The organism is Halovenus salina (genome assembly GCF_026410925.1).
Taxonomy (GTDB): Archaea; Halobacteriota; Halobacteria; order Halobacteriales; family Haloarculaceae; genus Halovenus; species Halovenus salina.
In genome coordinates this window covers 340561-364153 of the sequence record NZ_CP112972.1, presented here as the reverse complement: position 1 = coordinate 364153, position 23593 = coordinate 340561, and the positions used below count along the sequence as shown (strand labels likewise).

The following is a 23593-nucleotide window of genomic DNA, read 5'->3' as shown; positions in this document are numbered from 1 at the left end:
GGCGTGCGTCAGTGGTGACGGTTGATGACGGCTAGAACTCAGACGTATTACCTTCCGTCAGATGCCTCTCCCTGCCAAAATAAGGTACCAGTAAATCGGTGGCCTCGGCACTCGAACCCGGACGATGTACATGTACCGCCAACTCAATGCAATCGTGTACTGGTGGTACGCCAACTGTGAAATGAGACGCTCATAACCGGCTATCCAGATATCGGATCTGGAATGTTTCTTGTTATGTGCAACAGACAGAGGTTGTAGCCACCGCAGCGAAGATTACTCACCGGATCACCCCCCGCCTGTGGCTTCAGTGCTGATAACAGCGCACAAAGGCTTTTGAAGTCTTCACATGACTGGTACACCATGGATACTTCGCCAATTCGGGTCCTTCACGTGGACGATGATCCAAGTCTCCTCGAGTTGACCAGTGAGTTGCTCGAAAGCGAAGACAACCGCCTCGTTCTCGAAACGGCCACCAGCGCCGACAAGGGACTCGATCAGATCGGAGACCGACCGCCCGATTGCATCGTCTCTGATTACGATATGCCGGGCAAGAATGGTATCGAGTTCCTGCAGGCTGTCCGCGAGACCCACCCCGATCTCCCATTTATTCTGTTCACTGGAAAAGGAAGTGAAAGCGTCGCCAGCGATGCGATGGCTGCCGGCGTCACTGACTATCTGCAGAAGGGTTCTGGCACTGAACAGTACGAACTGCTTGCCAACCGGATCACGAATGCCGTCCAAGCCCAACGCGCAACACAGGAAGCAACCCGGCAGGAAGAACTGATGCGGCTGACCGAATTTGCTGGCGATACTGGCGGGTGGGAACTGGATCTTGAGACTGAAGAGTTGACATTGACTGACGGGACCCGACGGCTCATCAACCTCTCTCCAGACGACAGCCTCGGGCTTGAGGAAGCAATCGACCTGTATCATCCTGACGACCGCGACGAAGTCCGCGCTGCGCTTGATCAGGCTGCCGAGACGGGCGAACAAGTCCAGGGGACATGGCGTGTCCGGCCAAACGAGGGAGAGCAGCGTCTCCTCGATGTGACGGTCACACCGGTTAGGTCCAATGGCGACATCACGACGCTTCGGGGAGCTGTCAACGATATCACCGAACGATACGAACGCAGGCAGGAACTCGAATCCGAGCGCCGGTTCATCAAACAGTCGCTGAATGCGCTCGATGACCTGTTCTACGTTCTCGATACTGACGGCACTATCCGGCAGTGGAACGATCGAGTCATCGACGTCACGGGATACACCGAGTCGGAACTGGACGGGATGGACGCTACCGAGATATTCCCCGAAGACGAACAGGAGGGAATCGCCAACGCAATCAGTCAGACACTAGCAGACGGCCGGGGGGCTGCCGAAGCCGACCTGCAGACCGCTGACGGCGACCGGATCCCCTACGAGTGGACTGGCGCTCGCCTGACAGACACGGACGGCACCACCACCGGAATCGTCGGGATCGGTCGGGATCTGAGCGAGCGCCGACAACGTGAAAGGCGGTTCCGGGCACTCGTCGAGGAGTCCAACGACGTTATCTCGATCATCGACGCCGATGGCCGATTCCAGTACCAGAGTCCGTCTCTTGAACGCATCCTGGGATACGACCCCGAAGAGATGGTCGGTGGTCTGGCCTGGGAGTACATCCATCCCGACGACTGTGTGGCTGTTATGGATACTTTCGAGGAGTGGCTAACAAGCCCCGAATCGAGGGAATCGGTCGAGTACCGCGCCCACCATGCCGACGGCTCATGGCGATGGTTCGAGGCTCGCGCGAGTAAGCAGTTCGATAATCCCGCTGTCGAAGGCTACGTCGTCAACAGCCGGGATGTCACTGAACGCAAGCAACGAGAGCAGGAACTGGAACGAACACAAGACCTCATGGCCAATATGGAACAGTTGGCCGACGCTGGTGCGTGGGAGTACGATTCCGGGACTGACTCGCTCATGATAACGGACGGGACACGCCGACTCTACGGACACGACCCGGACACGGACCTCTCACTCGAAGCCGCGCTCGACGCCGTCCACCCCGGGGACCGGGACCTGCTCAGAGACCGATTCAATAACTGTCTCGAAACGGGCGAGCCATACGAGATAGACATACGTCTCACCACACGCGATGGCGGACAGCGATGGCTTACTGCCCGCGGTGAGCGTGTCACCACCGATGGAAACAGCAGCGTTGTCCGGGGATACATACAGGATATCACCGAGCAGACCGAACAGCAGCAGGAACTCGAACACCGGACCGACCTCTTCGAGAAAGCCCAACAGATCGCTGATGTCGGTGCGTGGGCTTACGATATCGAGCGCGGAACCCTCACCTGGACGGACAAGGTCTACGACATACATGGCGTCTCCAAGGACTTCGATCCGTCTCTCGACGACGCTAAAGAACTGTATCATCCTGAGGACCAGCCGAAACTCAGTGAAGCGGTTAATCAGGCAGTGACGGCGGGCGAACCCTACGATTTGGAAGTCCGTATAACTGCCAGAGATGATAGGACACGCTGGATTCGAGCCGTCGCAGATCCACAAACTGAGGATGGCGACGTGGTTCGAGTCCGTGGCACGGTGCACGACATCACCGACCGCAAGCAGCGTGAACGCGAACTCAGACAGTACGAGCACTTCTTCAAGAACTCACCGGACCAGATTGCCCTTCTAAACGAGGATTTGACCGTTCAGTACCAGAGTCCACCATCCTCGCTACACGAACTGGACGCGATCGAAGTCGAAGGGGACAATCCGCTCGAATACGTGCACCCCGATGATCGCCAGACGCTCTCGAACCATTTTGAAGAGTCGTTACGAAATCCGGGCGAATCGTTCTCCGAAGAGTTTCGCGCAAAGGACGTGTCCGGGGAGTGGCGGTGGGTTGAAACCCGGGCGATAAACCTCCTCAACGAAGAGCCAGCTGATGGGATTCTCGTGATGATTAGAGATGTAACACAAAAAAAGCGTCGGCAACTCGAACGCGAACGGCAGAACGAGCGACTGGAGGAGTTCGCCAGCGTCGTGAGCCACGACCTGCGCAACCCACTGCGGACTGCCGGGGGCCGACTGGAACTGGCACAAGCCGATTGCGACTCGACTCACTTGGATAATATAGGTGATGCACTTAATCGGATGGATGCGCTTATCGAGGACTTGTTGACTCTCGCCCAAAGTGGTGAGACGGTCGGGAATACCGAGGCGGTGTCGCTTTCGTCACTGATTGAGAAGTGCTGGGAGGTGGTTCCTAGCGAGAACGCCGCGTTGACCGTCGAGACCGACCAGACAATCTCGGCAGACCGGAGCCGTCTGCAACAATTACTGGAGAATCTCTTCGCAAATGCCGTTGAACATGGGGGCAAAGACGTGACAGTACGAGTGGGTGACCTCAAAGAAGGGTTCTACGTCGCAGACGACGGCGTGGGTATTCCCGAGGGAGAGCGGGAGGACATCTTTGAGGCGGGGTACTCGACTGCTGAGGAAGGGACGGGCTTCGGACTTCGGATCGCCAAACAGATCGTGGACGCTCACGGCTGGGACATCCGAGTCACCGACAGCGACGACGATGGCGCACAGTTCGAAATCACCGGGATCGATACTCCCGAATAGGAGATGCCTTCTTCGGGTGACTGAATCTCGTAGCTGGATCAAGCCAATCTCCCGTGCAAGACTCGCGCTGCATCTTGGACAGTGCTTTTGTTAGACTGTGGGACACTCAACGACAAACCGGATTGAGGAACCCCTCGATCGACGGTTGAGGAGTGACGGCTCCGTTCCTGAACTCAACTATCTCTCTTGGCTTGGACAGAGACCGAGAACGTACCAGTAAATCGGTGGCCTCGGCACTCATAGGGTTCGTCATCGGAGTACCCTCAGACCAGAGTGATTCGTCATCGGCCATCGGGACGTAGTCTACGGACCCTGAAACCAGTTACTCCTCGCGGAGCGACGCTTCCATCGCGGTGAGATACTCCGCAGCCACCGCGACATCCCCGGCTCCGTCCGCTCCGAGGTGGGCCCTCACACGCTGACAGCCGTGTAAGAGGCGCTCGCGCTCGTGGTCGTTCGGAATCTTGTTCGAGATGACACGCTCGGCAGACTCGATGGTACGTCGGGCCGTCTCCACGTCCCCGCCTTTGGCTGCCTGCGCTCCCTCAGAGAACAGCTGCCCCAGCACTGCCACAACATCGGGGGGCGTATCTCGACTCACAGGTACGATAGTTGCGGTAGCAAAAAAAGGCCACTGCACTCCAGAAATCGGACTGGCTCGTCAGTCGTCTTTGGTCTTGATGTCCGCCGACAGCCCCTGGGCCATCTCGATATCCTTGGAGTTGTTGAGCGTCCAGGCACTCCGGTCGGTGACAGCCTCGATAACCTCACGAGCCGAGGGGTATCCGTTACCGGACTTCTTCACACCGCCGAAGGGCAGCTGGACCTCGGCACCGATGCACGGGAGGTTTCCGTAAGAGAGGCCAACTTCGGCCTGGTCTCGGTAGCGGTTCACCTGGCGGTAGTCCTCCGAGATGACAGCACCAGCGAGTCCGTAGTTCGTGTCGTTGTGGATTTCCAGGGCACGGTCGATGTCGCCGTCGTATTCGAGCAATGCGACGTGGGGGCCAAAGACCTCCTCGTGCGTACAGCGCAGGTCCTCGTCGGGGTCTGCCTCGTAGACGAACGGACCGACCCAGTTGCCGTCCTCGTGTCCGTCCGGAATCTCGTCGTCGTCGAGGTGGGTCCGGTCGACGAGCACGTTCACACCCTCTGTCTCTGCAAGTTCGTTGTAGTTTTTGACCTTCTCGAAGTGCTCTTCCTCGATGAGGGGACCCATGAAGGTGTCCTCGTCGAGCGGGTCGCCGACAGCGATATCCTCGGCCACCTCAACGAAACGCTCCTTGAACTCGTCGTACACGTCAGAGTGGACGATGAGGCGCTCGCTGGAGACACAGCGCTGGCCAGTCGTCTTGAAGGAACTCATCACGGCAGCGTGGACGGCGATGTCGAGGTCTGCCTCCTCGGTGATGACGATACCGTTTTTGCCGCCCATCTCGCAGGCAGCCCGCTTGCCGGGGTCTTCGGCGCACTTCTGTGCGACCTCGTGGCCGACTTCGGCAGAGCCGGTAAAGAGCACCGTGTCGGTGCGGTCATCGTCGACGATAGCACCGCCAGCGTCACCGAACCCTTGGACCATGTTGAAGACGCCGTCGGGAATACCGGCGTCGACCATCATCTCTGCGATAACCTGGCCACACAGCGGCGTCTGCTCGGCTGGCTTCCAGACAACTGTGTTCCCTTCGACGAGCGCAACAGCCATGTGCCAGAACGGAATTGCGACCGGGAAGTTCCACGGCGTGATACAGCCGGTGACACCCCGTGGCTTCCGGCGCATGTACGCATCTTTCTCGGGGACTTCGCTCGGAACGATATCTCCCTTGGGGTGGCGTGCGTCAGCTGCGGCCCACTCGACCATGTGCCAGGCTTCGGTCACGTCGGCTTTCCCCTCGGAGATCTCTTTGCCACACTCTTTGGTGACGATCTCGCCCAGCTCCTCGTGGCGGTCTTTGAGTTCGTGATAGACATCCCAGAGGTACTCCGCACGGTCGATGCGCGAGAGTTCGCGCCACTCTTCGAAGGCCTCGTCGGCGGCCGCCATCGCGCGGTCGACATCTGATTCGGTCGCGCGCTGGAACTCGCCCAGTTCCTCGCCGTTTGCCGGGCTGTAGCTTTTGAACGTCTCGTCGCCGTCTCCCTCTACCCACTCACCATCGATGTAGTGTTTGTGTGGCTCGGACATATCTGATCCTTTCACGTGCGTCGCTTAAAAACCCATAGAACCTGATTTCTGTGCGTGTGTAACACATACACACTGCGTGGGAGTTGTGCTCGAACGCAAGGATTCGACGGTGGCGCTCTTTTGTACACACAAGTTATTCAGTGACGAAAGCGTAGTCTGAGCATGGTAAATCCTCTCCGCTGGCTGTCGGGTCTCATCGGCAGCGCCGGTGACAGCAGCGAAACGGAAGCGACAGACGAAGAGAATCAGTTTGTTCCCTCGGAGATGGACGCCTCAGTCCTGCAGGCCCACGGAATGGAGACGGCCAGCGCAGAGCAGGAGCTTACACAGATGGAGGAGCAGGCAGACGAACTCGAATCACAGCACCGAGAAAATCGGTAATCAGGGAGTGCCGGCGCTCTGGACGGCCCACCCGCCGTCGAGATCACACGCCTCCCGTACGGTGAACTCGAAGCTGGTCTCCTCGGTGAGTCGCGCCCCGCCCTCGACGGATTCGACGCGAATCGGTACGTCGAGCGCGCTGCCACAGCAGCCGACGCCGACGAACTCCTCCCACGTCTCGCCCGTCGTCGCGGTGTCGTGTGCCTTCGGCAGATAGCCCTTGAACGGTTCGTCTTCGACGATATCGCGGCCCCAGTCCGAGAGGTCTGCCGGGTACGAGAGCACGACGTGGCTGGCTGTCTCTGTCATAACTGTCGGTTCGAGGGTGAGAGATATAGGTGTTGTGCGCGCGTGTGCTTGAGCTACAGCTTCGCCACTGTGCAGGTCGATAAGAGAGAAATGTGGTCAGTTATCTACGCGTCAGGTCCTTCGTAGGTCTGGAGCGTGGCAGACGTACTGCCGTCGTCGCTGGTCCAGACGAGGGTGATCGTGTCTTCACTGTCGATGAAGATATTGACACTCTCGCCAGCGCTCATGGAGTTATCAAGAGCTTCAGAGAAATCATTGTACGGAGTGAACGTACTCCCAGAAACCTCGGTTGCATTACTACCGGTTGCACCGAGTAACTCCGGTTCAATACTCGGACCGTTTGAATGTTGAATCTCTAATGTCCCATCAACAGAAGACTGAGTTACATTCGTGCTTACAGTGTTATTGAATGTGTCTGTTGCAGAGACTGGCTGCGTGTCGTTATAATCGAAATCAAAGCTCGCCTGCGGTGCTGTATCACTGACCTGTTCCCCCAGGCCCAGAACGAACGTGGCAATGACAGCCGCCAGAATAACCGTAATGGCGACCATCAGAATCACGCCGATGACCGGGCTGACTGCGTCGTCTTCGTTGAATAGCTTCTTCAGTTGCATGGTTTGTGGTTCCGTGCACAACGGCCGAATGCCGCCGGTTCCCTGACGGAAATCGGTTTGTCTGTTGTAGACGGTCGGATCGGTCTCGCTGTGCTTATGAGCCTTATACACCACCACGACGTATTAAGTATTCGCTCCGATTCCAGCGAGTGAAAACGCCGTTCAATTATCAATACTGACAGAGGAGACCGCTACAGATGTAGGTCGACCTGGTCGAGATCCAGTGTCTCTTCGAATTCGTCGATGTTCGACTCCAGCTCAGCAATCTGGTCGGTAAGTGTCTGATACTCCGGCGAGTCTTTGAGTTCGCCGCGGGCCATCTCGACCTCCAGGACGTTCCGTTTCAGCTTGAGAGAGCTGAGTTCCTGGATTTGGTCGTTATACTCCGAGATGGCCATCGCGCGCTCGACGACACCGTGGAGTTCCTCCTTATCCACAGGCTTGACGACATAGTCGTCGACATCCATCTTTGCGATGTCGAAATCCGGGTCGACCGCTGTCACCATGACCACTCGACAGTCGATTCCCCGACGTCGTATCTCTTCGAGAATCTGGTCACCAGACAGGTCGGGCATCCGGCGGTCGAGCAAGACAACATCGAACGAGTCGTCGACAGTCTGTAGTGCCTCCTCACCGCTGAGCGCGACCGTGGTGTCGTACTTCTGGCTCAGCCGGAGTTCGTACGTCTTGGCTACCCGTTCCTCGTCGTCGACTAACAGTATCTGAGGGCGGTCCGTCCTCTCCGTCACAGTACGTTCTTGATCATACACCTAATTATAACTATCCGATTCGTCCGGCACCCTGTCATATTCCGCGAGGAACGATTCGAGCGCGTTGTTGAACGTATCCGGCGCTTCGAGCATCGCAAGATGGCCTGCTCCCTCGATGACCCGCTGCTCGCAGTCAGGAATATTCTCGGCGAGGTACTCGTGGTACGAGGGCGGCGTGAGACGGTCGCCATCGCCGACAACGGCAAGTGTTGGGACCGCGACATCAGCAAGCCGCTCCCGTACATCGAATGTGTGACAGGACAGGAAATCACGACGCGTGACGCGCTGGCCGACGGCCTGCATCGTCTGTTTTGACTGGGCAAGCAGTTCCGAATCCGGGTCAGCGAACAGCATCGACGGCCGATGTAACATATCTACCGCGGCCTCGAAGTCCTCAGTCAGGGCCGTCTGTAGCTCCTCGGCGACGGCGAGTTTCGCTCCTGACCCAGCGAAGACGACTGCATCGGGGTCGAAGGTCGTGTCGAGAAGGATCTTGAACACCACAGCACCGCCGAGCGAATTCCCGACGAGGACCTCGGCGTTCGTTTCTCTGGCGACTGCAACGACATCCGCCGCGTATGCAGCCAGCGTCTCTGGTCCTGACTCTGTGGCGATATCGTCGGATTCGCCGTGGCCGCTCAGGTCCAATGCAACGGCTGGGTGCGTTGGACCGTCGGGGGCATACTGGTGAGCCCAGAGGCGGTGTGTGCCGCCGCTCCCGTGAACGTACAGCGCCGTAGCCCCGGATTTATCAGCGCCGGCCAGTCGGTATGCCGTCTCCCGTCCGTGGTGTGTAACTCGTTCCATGCCGAAGGCTATCGGACCGAGCTACTTTGTCGTATCCCCCGACGGCACCGACAGCTGTAATGGAGTGTCTTTTTAACCGATGCCGACGTAGCTCAGCCCAAGATGTTCAACGCCATCGTGCGTGCGGATACGTTACAGGCGACGCTCGACTCCGTGGGAGTACTCGTCGACGAGTGTAAAATTCACTTCGACGATGCGGGGCTCGAAATCCGTGCAGTTGACCCCGCAAACGTCGGCATGGTGGACCTCACTCTCGATACCGATGCGTTCGAATCCTTCGAGGTCGACGAGGGTCTCATCGGTGTCGACCTGGTCCGCCTCCAGGACATCGCCGGCATGGCAAGCGGCGACCAGCTCGTCCATCTCGAACTCGACGAGGAGACCCGCAAGCTGCATATTTCTATCGACGGACTGGAGTACACGCTCGGATTGCTCGACCCGGAGTCTATCCGTGAGGAGCCTGACCTGCCCGAGGACCTCGACCTCCCGGCGAACATCGTCATCGAGGGCCGGGATATCGACCGTGCTGTCAAGGCCGCCGACATGGTGAGCGACCACATCGAACTCGGCCTCGACGACAGCGAGGATGTCTTCTACGTCGCCGCAGAGGGTGACACCGACGACGTCCACCTCGAACTCGATAACGACGACCTCATCGACCTCGTGAGCGGGCCCGCCTCCTCGCTTTTCTCACTCGAGTACCTCAAAAACATGAACAAGGCGATTCCCAAAGATACAGAGGTCACGATGGAACTCGGCGAGGAGTTCCCGGTCAAACTCCATTTCGATATCGCCGAGGGCGAAGGTGCAGTGACGTACATGCTCGCGCCTCGCATCCAGAGCAACTGAGGCCCCGCCTCGGAATTGACGGACTCCCAATCAGGGTCGGTAGACTCCTGTTGTCTTTCTCGCTTTGACCGTCTCCTGGCGGTTGACTGGTATGTGACTATATCACATTACAGAGTCAAAGGGCACGCATATAAGTCCCCCGAGAACAGACCTCTGAGCCACATGTCAGACGAAGGTCCAAGCACCCTGGAGAATATGCGCACGCAGATGGAGCGTGCACAGGACTACGCCCAGGTCACAGAGAACGTCTTCAAACGGCTGAAACACCCGGAACGAACGCTCGAAGTGTCGCTTCCAATTTTGCGCGACAACGGCGACGAAGAGATTTTCAAGGGCTACCGCTGTCAGTTCAGCGGCGCACGCGGCCCCTACAAAGGCGGCGTTCGATATCACCCGAGCGTCTCGATGGACGAGGTCATCGCGCTGGCTGGGCTAATGTCCTCGAAGACCGCACTTGTGCAGTTGCCCTACGGCGGTGCGAAAGGCGGTGTCGTCTGTAACCCGAAAGAACTCACCCGCGACGAGATGAAGCGAGTGACACGACGATACACAGAGGGAATCCGACGGATGATCGGCCCAAAGGTCGACATCCCCGCGCCGGATATGAACACCGGCCCCCGCGAGATGGCGTGGATGATGGACACCTACTCCGTCTACGAGGGACACACTATCCCGGAATCGGTCACCGGCAAGCCCATTGAACTCGGCGGCACCCCCGGACGGGTCGAGGCCACCGGTCGAGGCGTCGCAAACACGACCGAACAGATTCTGGAGTACTACGGTCGCTCCGCCGAGGACGCGACGATAGCGGTCCAGGGATTCGGCAACGTCGGTTCCTGGGCAGGTCGCCTGCTGGCAGAACGCGGCGCGAACGTCGTCGCCACCAGTGATGTGACCGGCGGCATCTATAACCCAAAGGGTATCGACACGTACGAAGCCGCAGAGCTCATCGAATCTGGCGGCCAGATAGCCGACTACGACGGCGACGCAGACCCGATTACGAACGACGAACTCCTCCGTCTCGATGTCGACGTGTTGATTCCGGCGGCGGTCAGTCACGTCATCACCTCAGAAGTTGCCGAGGAGGTCCGGGCCGATATCATCGTCGAGGCCGCCAACGGTCCGACGACGCCCCAGGCTGACGACGTGCTCGCCGAGCGTGATATCCCGACGGTGCCGGATATCCTCGCCAACTCTGGCGGTGTCATCGTCTCCTATCTCGAATGGGTCCAGAACACCCAGGAGTACCGCTGGACGCTCGAAGAGGTCAACGCTGACCTGGAGCGGCGGATGACCGAAGCCTTCGAGAACATGATGGAGGCCTACGACGAGTACGAGACACCAGACCTGCGGACCGCGGCCTACACTATCGCGCTCGACAGCCAGGCGACAGCCCACGAGCAGCGCGGTCTGTTCCCCTGACACGTCTGTCGCCCGTCTGACGCATCGTTTTGTATCAGGATACTGTATTAGCGGCTATGACGAGCCTCGACGAGGCCTACAACCGAAAACGGTCCAGCGCGCGGGACCCACGACGAACAGTGGTCGGATTGGCACTCGTCGGCGCCGGTGTGCTTGCGCTCCTCGTCGCGATGGGTGTCGTCTGGTTCAACGGCGACGGAACCGACGCCAAGCGATTTGCCGGTACCATCGCAGGCCTGGGCATTCCCGGTCTCCTGCTGGGTGTCGTTGTCGTTCTCCCATCGAGCAGTCGGACCCGCCTGGGTGTCGTTCTCGGCACAATCACCGCGAGTCTGGGTGTGTTTCTGTTCCGATACGCCTATCCAGACCGCTGGACGCGGACCGCAGAGCCACTGGCTTTCGAAACGGCGATGCTCTACGGCGTGGGGTGTGCCATCGCGCTGTGGTTTGTCTTCAGAGCCATCGCGACCTTCCGTCTCCGGAACAATCCACAGGGAACGGTCAAGCTCGAAGTCGTCCGTCAGGGCGAAACCAAGACGGTCCAGGTAACCGACGAGCAGTACAACAGTCTCGTCAACGACGGCGGGACCGCAGACCAACTTATCGAAGAAATCGAAGACCGGTGACCGCCGACTTTTTCCACCGGCGGTCGCAAGGAGGGGACGATGAAAGGGCTTCACGCGCGCTATCCGTTCTTGCAATCAGCGCGGGAAGCAGTTGAGGCGATGGACATCGCTATCGTCGAGATCATCCGGACAGACGAGGCCGTCGTCGAGCGGGCTGTCGAGCGCATCGAGACGGCCCTCGAAGACGGCGTTGTCGGTGGCACCCACCGCCGGGACCGCGTCGAGTTACTCTCGTACCCGGTCGCCAGAGTGGTGGTCTCTCTCGTCGACGAGCATGCGCTGACGCGGAAATACGCCAGCGCAGAGGCCAGAACCGCTCAGGAACGACTGGAGTACGACCGTACGCAGTCTGTCGAACTGAAAAGCACACAGCGCGAGCAGCTCACAGTTGATGCGCTCCTTCAGGAGTTCGATATCCGCGGGGCCGTCCGAGAGACACCGGATGGGTACGCCGTCGACGTGGGAACCTATCTCGACCTCGCGGCCGACAAGCGCGGAGACGAGTGGCGACTCGTCAACAGGAAGCTGGCGGACGGCGAAGTGACGCTCGAATCAGCCGACTTACTCGTCTTGATTCGGCAGGCGATACAGCAACGCATCGACGAGGGCCTCCCGTTGTCGGTTCCCGACGAGATTGCCGCCGAACTCGATGGCCCCCTTCGGCGGGTCAACGAGGCCCTGGCCGAGCTCGATTTGATGCGGGATATCGACACGGTGGTTCCGGAGCTGTTCCCGCCCTGCATGCGAGCGCTGCTAGACGATGTTCAAAAGGGCGAGCATCTCGAACACCACTCGCGGTTCGCCATCGCGTCGTTTCTCACCAGCATCGGGATGACGACCGACGAAATCGTCGAGCTGTTCCAGGTCAACCCCGGCTTCGGCGAGGAGGCAACACGGTATCAGGTCGACCACATCCGTGGCGACACGAGCCCCACCGAGTACTCGACGCCGTCGTGTGCGACGATGCAGTCGTACGGCGACTGTGTCAATATGGATAACCTCTGTGAGACCATCTCTCACCCGATGGCCTACTACGAGGCAAAGATCGACGACGCCGACGAGGACGAACTCGTCGACTGGCGCGAGGCCCAGGCCGGAGAATCCTGACGCAGGCAGCTACTCCTCGAAGTCGTAGTTCTCGACAACGTACCCCATCAGTGGGAGAAAGACAATGTACGCCACGATAAGCCCGATAAGGGCAAGGCCGCCGTCAGCGGAGAGCGTCGTTCGTGTCTCTCCTCGGGCGGTTCCGACGTAGGTTCCGTTGAACGACCCATCGTCGATTGTGCCGTTCATCTCTCCGGTAGTGTTCCCTTCGATTGCGACGCTAATCGAACCCTCGAAGGTGCCGGTGAAGACACCGTCTTCGACGGTGCCGGTCACCTGTCCGTCCACCGGCATGTCGACGCCGTTCACGTAGTCGCCGCTGAATCCGCCGCTGGCGGTTCCGTCGTCGGCTATCTCGAAGTCGTCGCCGAAGTCACCGGAAAGCGTCCCATCGAGCTGTCCCTCTTCGTCGTCGGGGCCGATAGTCTCGGTCTCGCCGTAGGCCGCTGTTACAACCACTAACCCGGTTATAAACAGCGCTACAGCGACGACTGAGACGACAATCTGCACGACCGTCTTCCGGTCGAGTTCCATGCTCGCGGATTTTACAGGAACGGTCAAAAGGGCTTCGAAGCGCTCGCCTCACCTGTCGAGGGCCGCAAGGCCACCGCCGAGCCCGCCACAGAGCCCGGGATAGACGAGTCCGACCAACAGTACGCTGTAGAGTCTGTTTGGTCCAATCTGGCCCGCCGCCTCGAAGAGAAACGTTCCACCAATCGCGAGAATCACGGTCCCGAGCACCATCGACACACCCAGCTTCACACCGGTCGCAGGCGTTCTCGCGCCGACAGACCGGGCGAGGGCGAACCCAGCGATGACGTACGCGAGGATTGGAATAGCGTGATAGACGACCGACGGGACGACGACCGAAGAGGTCGGTGCCGTGTCGAGCCCCTGTCCCGTGAGGTAGTTTATCGACGCCAGATTCTCGACGACCGGTCCCGTGAGCGACGCGCGCTGTTCGACCGGGACGAACTGTGCATTGTAGAATATCCAGCCCGCGCCTTCGACGATATCTCCAACGAATCGCTCGCCTTCGAATATCAGAACCAAGAGGAGTGTCGCCAGATATCCCGCTGCGTAGGCAGTTATGCCATGAACGGAGCTATCGACGACAGGCAACTCATCGAGACCGGACTCTGACTGCTCGCTCATCAGCCTGCCGTTCGACCCGGAGTCAAAAACCTCCGGCGAATTCTCGCGAGTCAGCGGAGCATCTCGACGCCGTCCTCGACACCCAGGTCTCCACGGTCGACTGCTTCGAGGACACGGCGAATGTCTTTGGTCTCGTCTGCCTCGTCGTCGTCCTCTTCGCCGATGTTATCAAGCGTGCGTTTCTCGGAGTGACCCGTTAACTCGGCGAAGTCGGTGCCATCCGACAGTGCCGTCTCCTTTTTGACGCGGTAGTTGCCGCCGTCTGTCTGGTAGAGGTCGTCGGGGTGGAAGAAATACCAGTCCTCGCGGTCGAACCGGACGCCGATTCGGGGTTTTGCGCCGAAGTTACGCGAGAAATAGACTAGGGCGTACACCTCCTCCCCGTCGAGATAAATCGGGTCACCGGCCGAGGATTTGGCCTCGATAGCGTAGAAGTTCGTCCCGTCACCGGCGAGTACGTCCGGCAACTCCCGCGTCGTCGCGCTGCCGCTCGCTGGGGCGCGCATCACCGCGAAGCCGGCGTCGTCGAGTAAGTTCACGAGCTCCCGCTCCCGACGGTCGCCCTTGGCGTTTGACATGGCTCGTCCTCTGGGTGGGAGGACAAAAAGCGTCCTGTTCGGCCGCGGGTCAGCCCATGACCCGCGCCTCGGCCTCGATTTCGACGAGCATCTCGGGGTCGATGAGCCGCTCGACTTGAACCATCGTCGCCGCTGGCCGGGCGTCGGAAAAGGCCTCGCCGTGGGCACGCCCGATTTCGTCCCAGTCGTCGATGTCGACGGCGTAGATGCGCGTCCGCACCACGTCGTCGAGTCCGGCACCCGTCTCGTCGAGTGCGTCGGCGATATTGGCGATTGCCTGTTTCGTCTGTCGGTAGGGGTCACCCTCGGCGACGACAGCGCCGTCCTCGGTTGCGGTCGTCCCAGAGACGTGGACGGTATCGTCGACGCGAACCGCCCTCGAATAGCCGACCTCTGTCTCCCACTCCGTTCCGGAACTGATGCGCTGGCGTTCCATGCGGTCTGCACCGACGGCACGAACAAAAGAGATGTGGATCTTAGTCCTCTCGGTCCTGTCGCCTCGCAAGCGCGTACATCGCGCCGCCGAATCCGGTCAGCGCACCGGCGACGCCGAACCCGGGACCGTCTCCGTCCGAGCTGTCGGGCGTCTCCGTGGCGACCGACCCATCTGTCGGCGTCGGTTCGGGGGTAACTGTTGGAGCCTCCGTTGAGGTTCCCGTCTCGGTTCGCGTGGGCGTTGAGGCCGGGGTCTGCGTGGGCGTCGGCCCCTCGCTTTCGTACCGAATCAGGCCGGGCGGGTCCTCTTGGACGCCCTCCTCGTCGGGGAAGACGTACAGCGCCGGCGTCGCCGGCTTGCCGTCGAAAGACGTTTTCGAGAGGTCCGCACTGCTGGCGATAAACGTCTCACCGGGGACAGCACTCTGTGCGGTCCAGAAACTCGCCTCTTCCGGGTTGCGCCACCAGGCAAGCCGTTCGGGGTCGGCGGGGTCGCTGATGTCGTGAGCCGTGACACCGCCGAAGTACCACGAGGCGTAGACGCGGTCGTCGACGATGTCGCAGTTATGTGCGGTCGTGAAGTAGCCGCCCTGTGTGCTGTCGTCGGACTGCGGTGGTTCGATTCGGCCGAGCCGCTCGGGTGACTCGGGGTCGTCGATGTCCCAGATGGTGATGCCGCCGGGGCCGCCGACCGTTCCGTCCTCGGCGTCGGGGTCCGAGACTGCCCAGGCTTCCTTGCCGGCGAGGAGTCTGGTGGCGTCATCATTGACGACGGCGTAGTGGTCGTTGCCGGACGGAGTTAAATACTCCTGGCGGGCCTCGGGCCGGGAGAGACCGGTTAGTTCCTCGCGGTCGAAGTCACCGACCTGAGAGAGGAGTGTCGGGTCCGACGGGTCGCTCACGTCGGCTATCACCGTTCCAGCGTCCCAGTACGACAGGTACGCGGTGCTGTCTTGGACGTAAACGTCGTGGAGGACGCGCGACCCCAGCGGTACGTTGAGCCACTCAGGCTTGGCGTCGACGAACGACCAACGACCGACTTCTTCGGGTTCGTCGTCGGCCACGTCAAACATGACGACCGGGTACCGGCGTGTGCCGCTCCCAACGAGATAGACAGTGCTGTCGTCGAAGAAGCCGTTGTGGATATAGAAGTCCGTCGAGTGCCAGGCGACCTGTTCGGGCGATTCGGGGTCGCTGATGTCGAAGAGCGCAAACCCTTGGGCTGCGCCGCGAACGGGGTTGGCTGGACCGGCGAGTACCAGCCGGTCTCCATCCGGCCAGAGGTCCCAGGCCAGGGCCATCTCCTGACCGCCGGTGTCTATGTCACGTCGTTCGGCGAGTATCGACGGGTCCTCTGGGTTCGAGATATCCACCGAAACGAGGCCGTCGTCGGCGGCGACGTACGCAATCTCGCCGTCGTGATGGGTCGCGGCTTCGAACGCGCTGTCGATTTCGACACGGCCGAGCGGTTCGTATCCATCGTCGGCTTGCGGAGAGCCTGCACTCACACTCGTCCCGAAAAGCGGTACCAGGGCAGCGCCACCAGCACGGAGGACCTGTCTGCGTCTCATACCAGTCACTCGGGCGGACAAATAAAATAGCTGACGACTGGTTTCAGGGCTCGGAGACGCCCTGAAGTCCAGTAATCTCGAAGCGTGCGCCGCCGGCCCAGCTCTCTGTGACCGAGATATTCCAGTCGTGGGCGTCGACAATCTCTTCGACGATAGCGAGCCCGAACCCGGTGCCGTCGTTGGAGGTCGTGTGACCGGTGTCGAACACCACCTCACGCTGATCCGGCGGCACTCCTGGTCCGTCGTCGGCGACAACGAGGGCACCGTCTTCGAAGCCGACACGGACGGTCACATCCTCACCGCCGTGGTCGATGGCGTTCCGAAACAGGTTCTCGAACAGCTGCTTGACTCGCGGCGGGTCGGCCTCGATCTGGATGTCGGCGGTCTGTTCCAGCGTCGCATTCTCTCCGGCGATCATTCCCCAACAGCCGTCGAGAATCGTCGAGAGCTGTACCGACTGGGTCTCTGTGACCATCTCGCCCTGTTTTGCGAGCTGCAGGGTCTCGCGTATCAGCGTCTCCATTCGGTCTAGGGCACCTTCGACGTGCTGGACCGACGGGCTGTCGTAATTGTCCTGGATAATTTCGAGATGGCCCATCGCGACGTTGAGTGGATTTCGCAGATCGTGAGAGACGATGCTGGCAAACTCTTCGAGGCGCTCGTTCTGGCGTCTGAGCTCGCGCTCGTTCTCCTTTCGTTCCGTGATGTCGTGAAAAACGAGGACGACCCCAGAAAAGACAGTCTCCGCAGGAAGCAACGACGCGTGAATCTCGAGTTCGCGTGTCTGGTCTCGCTCGGGCTGAATCTCAACCTCGATTACCTCCTTGCGCGCGTCATCGGATTGGAGTTCTGAGACGACCTCCTCCCCGATATCGGACATCCCCTCAGAGATGACACCGTCGCGGCGCAGCTTCAACAACGACTGTTCGACGAGGTCGTCGACACTGTAGCCGAGTATTTCGGCACCGGATGCGTTGATGTCCTGTATCGTCCAGTCGTCATCAACCGTCAACACACCCATCGGAATCGTCTCGACAATTGTCTCGTACCGTTCGAGTTCGCTCTCCCGGCGCTTTCGCTCGGTGATATCCGAGTAGACAGCAAACCCGTCAATCTCGCCCTCTGCGCTGACGGGAATCGACCGGAGATTGAAAATCCGGGTGCCGTCGGCCGCGCTTCGGCGGACTACGCGGTCAACCATGTCACCAGAGTCGACCTGGGTGTCGATTTCCTGTGACTCCGGGCGCGCGTCATCAGGAACGATAAGATCGTTGACAGACTCGTCGCGGATTGCTGTTTCATCGAAGCCGAACGCTGTTTCGAACGCATCGTTGACGGCTTTGAACACGGTCACGCCGTCGTCGATACCGTAGGCGACTGTCGGCTCCGGGAAGTTCGAGAACAGGTCCAAAAACCGCTCACGCTCGCGGGCTAGTTCCTGGCTCTGTGTTGGCCCCTCGTTCATGGGGCTGCCGTCGAGTAGGTCGACAATCCGGTCGAGGAGCGTTCTCTCTGCCCCGGGGACAGCCATCACGTAGTCTGTTCGGCTGAGTTCGTACAGGTCGCGTACAATCTCTGTGGAGGCGTCGGCGGCGAACAGGATGAACGGGACCGAGTCGTCGTACTCTCGGACCCGGGACAGAAACGAGACGACATCCTCGGTGCCGACATCGAGGGCAGCGACGATACAGTCGAACGACCCCGATCGGAGTTGCGCCATCGCACGGTCGCTGGTCGGTGCAGCCGTCACCGTCGGAGACAGATCTGTCTCATCCAGGGTAGTCTGCGTCTGGCTCCGCCTGTCAGAGTCTGAATCGACAAGTAACAACCGGACGCCACGACCCATTTGTCCGTACTGCGGCGGGCACTCATTTAACAGTTCGGGAGTCACTCACAATATGAAACTGTTTTCGGTTCTCACAACCACTGGCTGCCGGGCTCAGTCCGACCAATAAAACCGCGGTCCGAGGAACATGTACGCCAGTGCGGCCACCAGCAACACTCGCGGGAACACGCTGTCGAAGGCAGTCGGTAGCAGGATAGCACCCATCTGGACAGTTCCCATCACGATTGCGTCGCGCGCCCGAAGCTTCGGGTACGGGACCGGGGCGACCATCGCCACCGAGAGCACGACCGTTGCACCGAGCAACACAGTTGGGTTGACGACACCACTCAGGTAGGCGGCGGCGAGTATCGACGCCCCGAGCGTGTTCTGGATTCCGGGACGATTCTCGCCGTCATCAACGTGGACCGTATAGAACGCAGTCCGCACGAGCGAGAAGACGACGAAAACCGACGCCGCACCGACTGCAGCCACCAGCAGCTCGGGATCGTTGGTCAGTGTCCCCCACTCCTCCTTTGCAACGGCAAAAACAAACAGCCCGGTCGCCGTGCCGAACGAGACGATGTCGGCCATCGAGTCGAGGAGTGGGCCAACAGAGCTTCCCCCGAACGACCGGGCGAGGATACCGTCGAGAGCGTCTGCGGCCGCACCGAGTAACAGAAGCTGTGCGACAAGCATCGGCTCCCCCAGAACAGCCCCGACCATCGCACCGACGCCGACGACTGCGTTTGCCAACGTAATCACGTCAGCAACTCCGAGCCGGTCGACCACGCGAAGCGACATACACGACCCGTCGGGAAGAGCGTACTAATAGGTGGGGATTCTCACCGACGACAATGTTCAGATAAGCACCAGTCAACAAGCTAGTTTTCGCCGCCCAATCAGCCAAATCCTGGCGGCCTGCGAAAATCGGAGATTTTCGGGCGGCCGGAATACTTGTCTTCCGGCAAACTGATAGTGATTGTTGCGAGTCGTTACCGCCGTCGGGAAACGAGACGTGGGTCTCACGCCGTGAAACACTGATATTCGTGACGTGGTCACGAAAATAACCGCAACAATCACTATGAAAGGGCGAGCCAGTTCCGGGCCGAGTACGAGGAGATGCAAACCCACTGGAAAGCACTGGAGAACAAGCCGCTGCTTGCTGGCGTGGCCGCACTCGTCGTGTTGCTGTTTGTCGTTCTTCTGGCGGGAGTGTGACTCGACGGACAAAACACTGTAGTAGTTGGTTCGTGTTATAGCGGTATGGCAGAGCGGACAGTACTCGTCGTCGACCCGGACGAGGAAGACAGGCGTGAGACGGCCGAGGCGTTCCGGACGGCAGCAGTCGAGGCGAACATTGTTGCAGCAGGTTCGCGTTCGCAGGCAGTCGACGTACTTGCCGAGACAGCGGTCGATGCGGTCGTCACGCGGTATCACCTCGGCGACGGGACGGGACTGGAACTTGTCGCCACCGTCAGAGAACAGTATCCCAAGACGGACTGCTTTCTCTACGCGGAGACGACAGCAATCGACACGGAGTCGTTTGAAGTGACGGTCGTCGAGTTTGTCCCGAGGGACCGACCGGACGCGAGTGAGACACTTGTCTCGCTGGTGACTCAAGAACCTGAAGTGGGGCAGGCAAACTATCCAGTTCCGAGCGACGAATCGGGTCGCCTCGCCGCTCTCGACAGGTACGGGACCCTCTCCGAGCAGACGACTACAGCACTCACACGGCTCTGTTCGCTGGGCAGGCAACAGTTCGACGCATCGACTGCCGTGGTTGCGCTCGTCGACGAGCACTCACAGCGCGTCGTCGCCAGCGAAGGGCCGCTCGACCCTCCGAGTGACCGGGCGACCTCACTGAGTACGCACACCCTCGTCAGCGAGGACGGGTCGATGGCAGTCGACAACCTCCAGGCCGACCAGCGCTTTGTCGGGGAAGAACACTTCAAGACGGCCGATATCGGGGCTTACCTCGGTGCGCCCGTCACGACGCCCGAGGGCCACCCGGTCGGTGTCGTGAACATCTACCGGACTCATCCTCGCGAGTTCACGGCATCAGACAGAACGTACGTAGAGACGCTTGCAGAACTCGCGGCCGACATATTCCTGCTGGGGACCGCGGGAGCGACCGGCCGAGGTGTCAGCGAATGACGGAACAACGGTACAACGTTCCAACCTTGCCGCTAGAGCCGCTATTTCCCGGGACGACACTCCTCGTCACCGGGCCAAAACGGCTCGCAACGACCGTCGCCGAGCGGCTCGTCCTCGACAAGGACGACGAGGAAGGGACAATCTTTGTCTCCACGAACACCGGCGCGACGACATTTCTGAGACACTGTCGAGCTAGTTACCCGCATCTCTCGCTCGATTCGGTCGGCTTCGTTGACGCAAGCGGCCGACGCGACGTGGATATCGACACGGAGATGCGCCTCCGAGCAGTCTCCAGTCCCGGCGATTTGACCGGAATTAGCATCGGGACCTCCGTCTTCTCTGCTGGGCTTGCCGACGACGGCTTGACCCGTCTCAGGAGCGCGTACGTCTCGCTGTCGATTCTCCTGTTGTACACGAACCCGAAGGTGACGACGCGGTTTGTCCACACCGTCAGGAGCCGGGCTAGAGCGACCGACAGCCTTGCGGTCTTCGCGCTGGACCCGTCGATGCACCAGCAGTCCGTCACCCACACCCTCGAACACGTCTGTGACGGCAGAATCCGAACCGCTGTCGCCGACGGCGAGGCCGTCCTCCAGGCGGAAGGAATCGACGGCCAGCCGATGGACTGGCTGCCCGTCGACCAGTGAATTACTGGTACTTTCTGGCCTCGGGTTCGAGGTCGATTGCGTCGTAGAATTCGTCGTCGATGCGGTCGCGCTCAGTGAGCCACTCGAAGTAGCCCTCCCGGGAGGCGGGATAGTTCTCGTAGTGTTCCTCGTACCGGTCGACAAACTCGCGGGTCGTCCGAAAGCCCATGAGTGCCTCGTAAAGCATCTCCTTCGAGACGCCCAGGTGGTCGAAGGTTCCCTTCCGGTAGTGTGAAATCAGGTTTTTCGTCGCACCCGCAGCAATACTCAGCTTCGAAGCGAGGTCGTCAAACGACGTCTTCGTGCTGACAATCTCTCGAATCTCGTCCTCGGGAAGGATCGCGGCCACCGCACGCAAGACCGGGATATCTATCGAACTGGCGGCGACGTTGTAGGCGTCCCGCGCCGCGAGCTTCGAAGCCTCGCCGTGTTCGACATAGAGGTAGTGGTTGTGTTCCCAGAGCCGTTGTTCGCTCACGTCGCCGTCAGCAACGGCTGCTGCCGCGGTCTTTCCGGCCGAGTAGCCCGAAAAAGCCGCGCCGCGAATCCCCTTCCCGGTGATCGGGTGGGTGGTTCCGGCCGCACAGCCGACGGTGATGTAGCCGGGAGCGACCATGGAATCGAGCGGGCGACGCAACGCAAGTGCCGCGCCGAGTTTGTTTTTCTTGTCGAAGCGGTCGGCAATCGAGGCGTTCTCGAACTCGGGCCGGTCTTCGACATCCTCTCGGAGTCGGTCCGCGAGCGCAATCGGCTCTTTGTTCATCTGGAAACCGAGGCCGACGTTGATCGATGTCGGCGAGCGCGGGAAATACCAGACATATCCCATCTCTTCGAGTGGTTTGCCGACGATAGCGTTCTTGTAGTCGACGGGTTCGTCGGTCTCGATAATTTCGCGATAGGCAGAGCCGAAGTGGGTATAGTGTGGTTTCTCGAAGGTCGACTCGGGCTCGACAGCGAGCTCCTCAAACGCGACCATGTCCTGAATCACCGACTGGGCACCCGCCCCGTCGATGACCATCTCACCTGTGTACTCGACGGGCTCGCCGTCTCGAATTGCCTCGACGCCCTGTACCTGTCCGTTCTGGATGATACCGTTGACAACGGTGTTGAAATGCTGGGTGACACCCAGGTCGCCGGTCTGTTCGAGCAGTCGCTGTCCGAACTCGTAGCGGTCGATAACGTTGCTGTGGCTGTCGTAAGGGAGGACCTTCCGAACGCCCAACTCCTCGTCCCACCACTCGATTTTGTCGATATTGCCGTTGGCCAGGACGGCCTCGTCGCTGGTGATGCCCGCCATATCGATGGGACCGGGGTATCCCTTCGGGTCGGTCGGACTCTTTATCGCGTCACCACAGGCGATGAAGCCGCCCTGGTCAGCCGGTTTCCGTTCGAGTTGGACGACCTCGGCACCGTTGGCTGCCGCCGTCGCCGCCGCGAAACAACCCCCGATACCACCGCCGACAACGATTACCTCGTAGGCTTCACTCCGGGCCATATACTGCTATTCGTATGTGGGGGACGTTTGTGAATGTAACTGTTCGTTGCGTTCCGTCGCTGCGTTTTTCTCAGTACGGGTGAAATGTCAGCTATGGGCGACCATGACATCCACCCCTCGGTCACAGAGATCGCCGAGGATATCGCCGAGATGGAGATACGCGGGGCCGCGACAATCGCCGACGCCACCGCGCGCGCACTCGCGGAGCAGGCAGCCGGGAGTGACGCAGCGACACCTGAGGCCTTCGAGTCGGAGCTTCGGGACGCAGCGCGGCGACTGCTCGACACCCGCCCGACTGCGGTCAGTCTGCCCAACAGTCTCCGCTATGTGCTCCAGCGGACGGAGGGTGAAACGGTAGAGGAGCTACGGGAGTCAGCAGTTGCCGGGGCACGGGAGTTTCGCGACCGTCTCGATTCGGCACAGACTGACCTTGGATCAATCGGAGCGAACCGGCTCCGAGACGGCGATACCGTCCTCTTTCACTGTCACTCGACGGACGTGATGGCTTGTATCCGTGCTGCGCGCGAGCAAGGGAAATCGATAGACGCAATCGTCAAGGAGACGCGCCCGCGCAGACAGGGTCACATCACCGCGAAACAGCTCCGGGAACTCGGTGTTTCGGTGACGCTCATCGTCGACGGCGCGGCCGGACGATACCTCGGAGACGCCGACCATGTCTTCGTCGGGGCCGACTCGGTGACTGCCGACGGCTCTGTTGTCAACAAGATTGGAACTCGCCAACTTGCGGTCACAGCCCGCGAGCGGGACACACCCATCGTCGTCGCGGCACAGACACTGAAACTCGACCCAACGACACTCACCGGACAGACCGTCGAGATAGAGATGCGCGAGGAGAGTGAGGTACTCAGTGAGGGCGACCGCGCGGAGATCGGCGATATCACCGTCGAGAATCCGGCCTTCGACGTGACGCCGCCCCGATACGTCGACGCGATTGTCACAGAGCGCGGACAGTTCCCGCCGGAGAGTATCGTCTTTCTCATGCGTGAACTGTTCGGCGAACAGGCGAGCCAGCCCTGGGAGGAGTGAC

23 protein-coding genes are annotated in these 23593 nt (G+C 60.2%); 9 read left to right on the top strand and 14 right to left on the bottom strand.

Annotation, left to right across the window (positions count from 1 at the left end; genetic code table 11):
- The first annotated feature begins 360 nt into the window (after positions 1-360).
- Positions 361-3618, top strand: coding sequence for a PAS domain S-box protein (locus OSC37_RS01770; RefSeq protein WP_267162888.1), 3258 nt, complete (start codon positions 361-363; stop codon positions 3616-3618).
- 322 nt (positions 3619-3940) lie between these two features.
- Here the strand turns inward: OSC37_RS01770 and OSC37_RS01765 are convergent, their stop codons facing one another.
- Together OSC37_RS01765 and OSC37_RS01760 are read right to left on the bottom strand one after the other, a co-directional pair.
- A complete protein-coding gene (locus OSC37_RS01765) occupies positions 3941-4219 on the bottom strand; it encodes a DUF8101 family protein (protein WP_267162887.1) in 279 nt (92 codons plus the stop codon).
- A gap of 60 nt (positions 4220-4279) precedes the next feature.
- The gene (locus OSC37_RS01760; protein WP_267162886.1) at positions 4280-5800 is read right to left on the bottom strand and encodes an aldehyde dehydrogenase family protein; all 1521 of its coding nucleotides are present in this window, start codon (positions 5798-5800) and stop codon (positions 4280-4282) included.
- A gap of 162 nt (positions 5801-5962) precedes the next feature.
- Here OSC37_RS01760 and OSC37_RS01755 point away from each other — a divergent pair, with 162 nt between their 5' ends.
- Positions 5963-6181: a hypothetical protein gene (locus OSC37_RS01755; protein ID WP_267162885.1), complete on the top strand. Its 219-nt coding sequence runs from the start codon at positions 5963-5965 to the stop codon at positions 6179-6181.
- On the opposite strand, the gene OSC37_RS01750 is transcribed toward OSC37_RS01755, so the two are convergent.
- From OSC37_RS01750 to OSC37_RS01735, 4 genes are all read right to left on the bottom strand, one after another.
- Positions 6182-6490: a DUF7968 family protein gene (locus OSC37_RS01750; RefSeq protein ID WP_267162884.1), complete on the bottom strand. Its 309-nt coding sequence runs from the start codon at positions 6488-6490 to the stop codon at positions 6182-6184.
- Positions 6491-6594: 104 nt separating this feature from the next.
- The gene (locus tag OSC37_RS01745) at positions 6595-7104 is read right to left on the bottom strand and encodes a type IV pilin domain-containing protein (RefSeq protein ID WP_267164141.1); all 510 of its coding nucleotides are present in this window, start codon (positions 7102-7104) and stop codon (positions 6595-6597) included.
- A 191-nt stretch (positions 7105-7295) separates the two neighbouring features.
- The gene (locus OSC37_RS01740) at positions 7296-7853 is read right to left on the bottom strand and encodes a response regulator (protein WP_267162883.1); all 558 of its coding nucleotides are present in this window, start codon (positions 7851-7853) and stop codon (positions 7296-7298) included.
- 21 nt (positions 7854-7874) lie between these two features.
- Positions 7875-8681: an alpha/beta fold hydrolase gene (locus OSC37_RS01735; protein WP_267162882.1), complete on the bottom strand. Its 807-nt coding sequence runs from the start codon at positions 8679-8681 to the stop codon at positions 7875-7877.
- Positions 8682-8783: 102 nt separating this feature from the next.
- Between OSC37_RS01735 and OSC37_RS01730 the strand changes: the two genes are divergently transcribed.
- From OSC37_RS01730 to priL, 4 genes are all read left to right on the top strand, one after another.
- Positions 8784-9530: a DNA polymerase sliding clamp gene (locus OSC37_RS01730; protein WP_267162881.1), complete on the top strand. Its 747-nt coding sequence runs from the start codon at positions 8784-8786 to the stop codon at positions 9528-9530.
- A gap of 162 nt (positions 9531-9692) precedes the next feature.
- A complete protein-coding gene (locus OSC37_RS01725) occupies positions 9693-10952 on the top strand; it encodes a Glu/Leu/Phe/Val family dehydrogenase (protein WP_267162880.1) in 1260 nt (419 codons plus the stop codon).
- A gap of 56 nt (positions 10953-11008) precedes the next feature.
- Positions 11009-11578 carry a cell division protein CdpA domain-containing protein gene (locus OSC37_RS01720; RefSeq protein ID WP_267162879.1) on the top strand — a complete coding sequence of 190 codons (570 nt, stop codon included), beginning with the start codon at positions 11009-11011 and terminating at the stop codon, positions 11576-11578.
- Positions 11579-11617: 39 nt separating this feature from the next.
- Positions 11618-12685, top strand: coding sequence for a DNA primase regulatory subunit PriL (gene priL / locus OSC37_RS01715; protein ID WP_267162878.1), 1068 nt, complete (start codon positions 11618-11620; stop codon positions 12683-12685).
- Positions 12686-12694: 9 nt separating this feature from the next.
- On the opposite strand, the gene OSC37_RS01710 is transcribed toward priL, so the two are convergent.
- From OSC37_RS01710 to OSC37_RS01680, 7 genes are all read right to left on the bottom strand, one after another.
- Complete coding sequence (locus OSC37_RS01710) at positions 12695-13219, bottom strand: DUF7472 family protein (RefSeq protein ID WP_267162877.1); 525 nt, start codon at positions 13217-13219, stop codon at positions 12695-12697.
- Positions 13220-13267: 48 nt separating this feature from the next.
- Positions 13268-13840, bottom strand: coding sequence for a DUF7978 family protein (locus OSC37_RS01705; protein WP_267162876.1), 573 nt, complete (start codon positions 13838-13840; stop codon positions 13268-13270).
- 50 nt (positions 13841-13890) lie between these two features.
- Entirely contained in the window at positions 13891-14418 is a 528-nt protein-coding gene (gene hjc, locus OSC37_RS01700; RefSeq protein WP_267162875.1) for a Holliday junction resolvase Hjc, read from the bottom strand.
- A gap of 49 nt (positions 14419-14467) precedes the next feature.
- Entirely contained in the window at positions 14468-14854 is a 387-nt protein-coding gene (locus OSC37_RS01695; RefSeq protein WP_267162874.1) for a RidA family protein, read from the bottom strand.
- Between the two features lie 40 nt (positions 14855-14894).
- Positions 14895-16424, bottom strand: coding sequence for a hypothetical protein (locus OSC37_RS01690; RefSeq protein ID WP_267162873.1), 1530 nt, complete (start codon positions 16422-16424; stop codon positions 14895-14897).
- A 43-nt stretch (positions 16425-16467) separates the two neighbouring features.
- Positions 16468-18270, bottom strand: a complete 1803-nt coding sequence (locus tag OSC37_RS01685) for a PAS domain S-box protein (RefSeq protein ID WP_267162872.1) — start codon at positions 18268-18270, stop codon at positions 16468-16470.
- A gap of 93 nt (positions 18271-18363) precedes the next feature.
- Complete coding sequence (locus tag OSC37_RS01680; protein ID WP_267162871.1) at positions 18364-19050, bottom strand: protein sorting system archaetidylserine synthase; 687 nt, start codon at positions 19048-19050, stop codon at positions 18364-18366.
- A 462-nt stretch (positions 19051-19512) separates the two neighbouring features.
- Here OSC37_RS01680 and OSC37_RS01675 point away from each other — a divergent pair, with 462 nt between their 5' ends.
- Both OSC37_RS01675 and OSC37_RS01670 read left to right on the top strand, forming a co-directional pair.
- Positions 19513-20403, top strand: coding sequence for a GAF domain-containing protein (locus OSC37_RS01675; RefSeq protein WP_267162870.1), 891 nt, complete (start codon positions 19513-19515; stop codon positions 20401-20403).
- Positions 20400-21050, top strand: a complete 651-nt coding sequence (locus tag OSC37_RS01670) for a DUF7504 family protein (RefSeq protein ID WP_267162869.1) — start codon at positions 20400-20402, stop codon at positions 21048-21050. Before OSC37_RS01675 ends, OSC37_RS01670 begins: the two co-directional genes overlap by 4 nt.
- 1 nt (position 21051) lies before the next feature.
- Here the strand turns inward: OSC37_RS01670 and OSC37_RS01665 are convergent, their stop codons facing one another.
- Entirely contained in the window at positions 21052-22545 is a 1494-nt protein-coding gene (locus OSC37_RS01665) for an FAD-dependent oxidoreductase (protein ID WP_267162868.1), read from the bottom strand.
- A 93-nt stretch (positions 22546-22638) separates the two neighbouring features.
- Here OSC37_RS01665 and OSC37_RS01660 point away from each other — a divergent pair, with 93 nt between their 5' ends.
- Positions 22639-23592, top strand: coding sequence for a ribose 1,5-bisphosphate isomerase (locus tag OSC37_RS01660; RefSeq protein WP_267162867.1), 954 nt, complete (start codon positions 22639-22641; stop codon positions 23590-23592).
- Position 23593: the final 1 nt, after the last annotated feature.